The sequence below is a fragment of the uncultured Veillonella sp. genome (genome assembly GCF_900545205.1).
Taxonomy (GTDB): Bacteria; Bacillota; Negativicutes; order Veillonellales; family Veillonellaceae; genus Veillonella.
The window spans coordinates 1-5,567 of sequence record NZ_UQYC01000095.1; the positions used below are offsets into that span (position 1 = coordinate 1).

Annotated in this window: 5 protein-coding genes; all 5 read left to right on the plus strand. The window is 39.8% G+C overall.

What is annotated here, in order from left to right; genetic code table 11:
* Nucleotides 1-691, plus strand: a 691-nt coding sequence (locus tag QZR70_RS08245; protein ID WP_295794418.1) for an FtsW/RodA/SpoVE family cell cycle protein, incomplete at its 5' end; no start/stop codon positions are given.
* Between the two features lie 56 nt (nt 692-747).
* Nucleotides 748-2,631 carry a TIGR03960 family B12-binding radical SAM protein gene (locus tag QZR70_RS08250; protein ID WP_295794421.1) on the plus strand — a complete coding sequence of 628 codons (1,884 nt, stop codon included), beginning with the start codon at nt 748-750 and terminating at the stop codon, nt 2,629-2,631.
* Nucleotides 2,603-3,298 carry a TIGR03936 family radical SAM-associated protein gene (locus QZR70_RS08255; protein ID WP_363661711.1) on the plus strand — a complete coding sequence of 232 codons (696 nt, stop codon included), beginning with the start codon at nt 2,603-2,605 and terminating at the stop codon, nt 3,296-3,298. The genes QZR70_RS08250 and QZR70_RS08255 overlap by 29 nt, the downstream gene beginning before the upstream one ends.
* A 116-nt stretch (nt 3,299-3,414) precedes the next feature.
* Complete coding sequence (locus QZR70_RS08260) at nt 3,415-4,842, plus strand: Rne/Rng family ribonuclease (protein ID WP_295794425.1); 1,428 nt, start codon at nt 3,415-3,417, stop codon at nt 4,840-4,842.
* A 26-nt stretch (nt 4,843-4,868) separates the two neighbouring features.
* Nucleotides 4,869-5,444, plus strand: coding sequence for a manganese efflux pump MntP family protein (locus QZR70_RS08265; RefSeq protein WP_295794427.1), 576 nt, complete (start codon nt 4,869-4,871; stop codon nt 5,442-5,444).
* Nucleotides 5,445-5,567 lie beyond the last annotated feature (123 nt).

The window sequence follows — 5,567 nt, forward strand, 5'->3', positions numbered from 1 at the left end:
ATCATTAATATTGCCTGTATTATATGTTGGGGTACCTATTGCACTCGTATTCTTACAGCCTGACCTAGGTACATCTCTTGTGTATATTGCTATTTTTGTGGGCATGTTATTTATTTCTGGTATTAGAACAAGACTTATAAAAATTATTGCCGGTACTGGTTTATTATTGATGCCTTTAGGTTGGTTTGTACTGAAAGAATACCAAAAACAACGTATTCTTGTATTTTTAAATCCAGATATTGATCCTTTTGGATCAGGCTATCATATCATTCAGTCTAAGATTGCCATTGGTTCAGGTTTGATTTTTGGTAAAGGTATCTTTAATGGTACGCAAAGTCAGTTGAACTTCTTACCAGAAAACCATACGGACTTTATTTTCTCCGTTATTGGTGAAGAATTTGGTTTTGTAGGCTGTATTATCGTGTTGTTTTTGCTTTTTATGCTGATTTATCGCAGCATTAAAGTAGCCTATATGTGTAATGATAATTTTGGTATGTTACTAGCTACAGGGATTGCTACCATGTTTACCTTTGAGGTACTCGTTAATGTAGGTATGACTATTGGTATTATGCCTGTTACAGGGATTCCATTGCCATTCCTTAGCTATGGTGTCAGTGCGTTGACTACTAATATGTTGAGTATCGGTATTTTGTTAAATATTGCTATGCAACGGACGAAATATATTTTTTAAAACCCTATTTTTAGGATTGATTGTGAAAGAAGTCTTTCAGAAAAGACGGAGGATGTATGATTCAATTAGATACGTCATGGTTACAACATGTCCAAAAGCCTGCTCGTTATACGGGCGGTGAATATAACAGTATTGTAAAAGATCACAGTACTGTTGATGTAACAATGGCTTTAGCTTTTCCAGATGTATACGAAGTGGCTATGAGCCATTTGGGCATCAAAATTTTATATGGTCTTGTAAACCGTCGTGAAGATGCAGCAGCGGAACGTGTATTTGCTCCGTGGCACGATATGGAAGAGGAAATGCGCAAGCGCAATATTCCTTTGTTCTCTTTGGAAACTCGTACGCCTATTAAAGATTTTGATGTGTTAGCTTTTACACTTCAATATGAGATGAGCTTCACTAATATCTTAAACATGCTCGATTTGGCTGGTATTCCAATGTACGCTAAAGACCGTGATATGGAGTTTCCATTACTCGTTTGTGGTGGTCCATGTGCCTTTAATGTAGAGCCTATTGCAGATTTCTTTGATATTGTTTCCCTTGGTGAGTCTGAAGAATGGGGCGATGAATTCATCGATCTCTACAAGGCTGAAAAGGCAAAAGGATTCCCAGGTGGTAAGGAAGCATTCTTGCGTAAAGTGGCTCAAATTCCTGGTACGTATTGTCCAGCGCTATACGATGTGGAATATACAGAGCAAGGTGATTTTAAATCCATTACACCGCGCTTTGAAGACGTGCCTGCAGCTGTTGAAAAACGCATTGTAGAAGATGTGGAAAATATTTTCTACCCAACAAAACCTGTTGTACCGTTCTTAGATATAGTTCATGACCGTGCGGTACTTGAACTATTCCGTGGTTGTACACGTGGTTGTCGTTTCTGCCAAGCGGGTATGCTATATCGTCCTGTTCGTGAAAAGACTCCGGAACGTTTGTTACAAATTGCTAAAGATACGATTGCCAATACTGGTTATAATGAAATCTCTTTGATGAGCTTGAGTTCTGCGGACTATTCTAAATTACCTGAACTAGTAGATATGCTCATGGAAGAGTTCAAAGATAAACAAGTGAGTGTAAGCTTGCCATCCTTGCGTATTGATAGTTTCTCTATCGATATTGCGAAAAAGGTGCAACAAGTGCGTAAGAGTGGTCTTACCTTTGCCCCTGAAGCCGGGACACAACGTATGCGCGATGTTATCAATAAAGGTGTTAGTGAAGAGGACTTGTTGGCGGCATGTACAAATGCCTTTAAATCCGGTTGGAATACAGTTAAATTGTACTTCATGATGGGCCTTCCAACTGAAACAGATGAAGATTTGGCAGGTATTGCTGATCTTGCGTACAAGGTACTCGATTTACACCGTGATATTACAGGCAAACGCAACGGTTCTGTAACGGTGAGTGTATCCTTCTTCGTACCAAAAACACATTCTCCATACCAATGGTATGGTCAACAAGATGTAGAGGAAATCCATCGTAAACAACGTTACTTGAAATCTCTCATCAATAATCGCAATATTTCCTACCATTACCATGATGGTTATACTGGCTATATGGAGGCCGCTTTTGCTCGTGGGGACCGTAGATTATCTAAAGTTCTTGTGAAAGCATGGGAAGCGGGTTGTAAATTTGATGGTTGGACTGAGTACTTTAACTATGAAACTTGGTTGAAAGCCTTCGCTGATTGTGGTTTGGATCCAGCATATTTTGCAAGACGTACTCGTGACTTTGATGAACCATTACCTTGGGACCATTTAGATTGCACTGTAAGTAAAGCTTTCTTAAAACGGGAGTGGGAACAAGCGGTAGAGGCAAACTTAACAAGTGATTGTCGTCGCGGTCCATGTAAGGGCTGTAATGTATGTCCAGAGCTTAATACTGCAATTATTGACTATAAGGAGGGTGGCAGAGTTGAAAAAATTACGTTTGGCCTTAAATAAGGGCGAAGAATTACGATTCTTGTCGCACCTTGACTATGCACAAGCAGTAGAGCGTATGATTCGTCGCGGAGAAATTAAAATGGCGTACTCTGAAGGCTTTAATCCACATATGAAAATTAGCTTTTCCTCTGCACTTGCTTTAGGCGTAACCGCAGCGGCTGAATATATCGATATGGATGTACTGGAAGAAGACTCTTTAGAGTCCATCATGGAGCGTTTGAATCGCGTAGCACCTCCAGGCCTTGAAGTACTAGGTGGTAAAGAAATGCCTGACAAGGTTAAAAAGATGATGGCTATTTGTAACTTTGCCATCTATGAAGTTACAGGCCCTGTAACGGATGAAAATGCCGATTGGGATGCATTACTAAAACCTTTTAATGAGGCTCCGGAAATTTCTTACGAAAAGGTAACACCGAAGAAAACTCGCACCATCGATGTAAAAGAATTTGTAAAGGAACCAATCGTTGCGTCTTTGAAAGATGGTAAAGTTACTCTTACAATGGGCATTGGCATTTATCCGCAAGGTACTATTAAACCTAGTGAAGTGTGGAACCTTGGTAAAGACCAATATAACTGGCCAATCACAAGTGGTTATGAAATTCATCGTAAAGCAATTATGGTGGAAAATGAAGAAGGCCGTTATACTCCATTGGAGATTAACTATTAATACTCTTAATACACATCTTAACTACTAATGGTCTTTACATAAATCTTAGGGGCTTATATGTGCTTGAGTGATTTAAAAGAATTATATATTTTGTATTGAACGAAGGGAGGGATAGGATGCATAAAATTTTGGTCAATGTTATGCGCGAAGAAATTCGCATGGCTGTTGTCGATGAAGCAGGTCAGTTAATAGATTTCGTCTTAGAACGTACCGATGAGAGCCATATGGCAAATCATATGTACAAAGGGACCGTAAAGAACGTGTTGAACGGTATGCAAGCGGCTTTCGTTGATATTGGGGGCTCTCAAAATGCGTACTTAAATCTTCAACAGGGGAAAGAACAGAAAATCTTGCCACGCCTATCTGTGGGGCAACAAATTCTTGTACAAGTGGTAAAAGAGGAGATGCTTGGTAAAGGCGCTCGTGTTACAGCTGATGTGAGCTTGGCAGGACGCTTTATGGTGCTTCTACCATATTCTGAAGGCATGCATATTTCTAAGAAAATTACGGATGAAGCAGTACGTTCTAAATTACAAGAATTAGCAGCGCCTTATGTACAGGAGGGCTGTGGATTTATCATTCGTACTGCTGCTGCGAAGGCTAGTGCCGATGAAATCGGTCGTGATATGGAATATCTATGGCGTACATGGCAACATGTGTTAAAACGCTTTAAGGTAGCTAAGAGTGGTACTGATCTCTATAGTGATGCAGATTTCTGGTTCCGCCTTGTACGGGATTATGCGCATCGTAATGTAGAGGAAATCATCGTTGATTCCGATATGGGGGAATCTCGATTACTGGATCTATTAGGTCATGGCCCAACATCTCAACAAATTAAAGTGACACGTCACCGTGGCAGCACACCTATTTTTAAAGCCAATCACATTGAACCTCAATTAGAGGATCTTATCTCTCGTGATATTAATCTACCTTCCGGTGGCTCTATCCGTATTGATCATACGGAGGCTCTCACCGTATTTGATGTAAACTCGGCTCATTACACAGGTAAGTCTAATAAGTTAGAAGATCTGGCTTTTACAGTCAATAAAGAGGCGGCAAAGGAAATTTGTCGACAATTGCGATTGCGCGATATTGGTGGTATTATCGTCGTCGATTTTATCGATATGAAGGATAAGTCGCATCAACAAGAGTTGCTACAACTATTGAGCGCACAAGCTAAGTTAGATAAGATGAAAACCGTCGTATGTGGTATTAGCTCTCTCGGTCTAGTAGAAATGACGCGGAAGCGTGCCCGTCAAGGTTTGCAAACCTTGATGTTTGATACATGCCCTCAATGTGGTGGCACTGGATACATGTTGTCAGGTAGAACTGTATATATGCAGATCATTCGACGCATCCGTGAGTTATTTAAGTCTGGTCGAATTAAATCGAACCTGGAAATTGAAGTTCATCCAGAGGTAGCCCAATATTTAACAAAGGCTGTTCTTGAAGAATTAGGTGACTCTATAGGTCGTAAGATTTCTATAGTAGTAAATCCACAAATCAGCCGTGAAGGATATTCATTAATGGCTGTAGCAGAATAAGTAAGTAGTTTTTATAGGTGAGTATAGTGTCTGTATTTGAAATTATATTAATTAGTGTTGGCCTAGCCATGGACGCCTTTGGTGTATCTATTGGTAAAGGTTTATCTATGCCGGTGGGTGAAAATGGACGAAAGGTGACATTAGCATTCTTATTCGGATTATTCCAGTTTCTCATGCCTGTTATTGGTTGGCTCATTGGACGCCAGTTTATCGATGTCATATCTGAATGGGATCATTGGATTATCTTTGGACTTCTTGGCTATTTAGGTATTGCTATGATTCGTGAAGGTCTTAGTGATGACGATGATGAAGACGATGATAAACAGTTTTTAGGTGCTTGGGAAATGATTATGCTTTCCATTGCAACTAGCCTTGATGCTATGGCGGTAGGTTTAACCTTTGCCTTTTTACCTATTAATGTATGGGAAGCTTCCACTATGATTGGGGTCATTACCTTTGGTATTTCTCTCATTGGCGTTTACTTAGGTAAATTTATGGGCCAGTTCGTAGGAAAATATGCAGACATACTAGGTGGGGGTGTATTAATCCTCATCGGCACAAAAATACTCTTACAACACCTCGGTATTATCGGAGAATTTTAGAGGTTTGTATATATATGAAAGTATCGTAAACTGAGCTATTTATGGTGAATTTTGTTTGACATGGATAGGTAAATACGATATACTATATCAGTATTAGTTCGGTTTACTGAACTTTGCAATCCG

Excerpts from the sequence above, each read along its gene's own strand:
- QZR70_RS08260 (WP_295794425.1), top strand. The coding sequence starts at position 3,415 with ATGCATAAAATTTTGGTCAATGTTATGCGCGAAGAAATTCGCATGGCT.
- QZR70_RS08250 (WP_295794421.1), top strand. The coding sequence starts at position 748 with ATGATTCAATTAGATACGTCATGGTTACAACATGTCCAAAAGCCTGCT.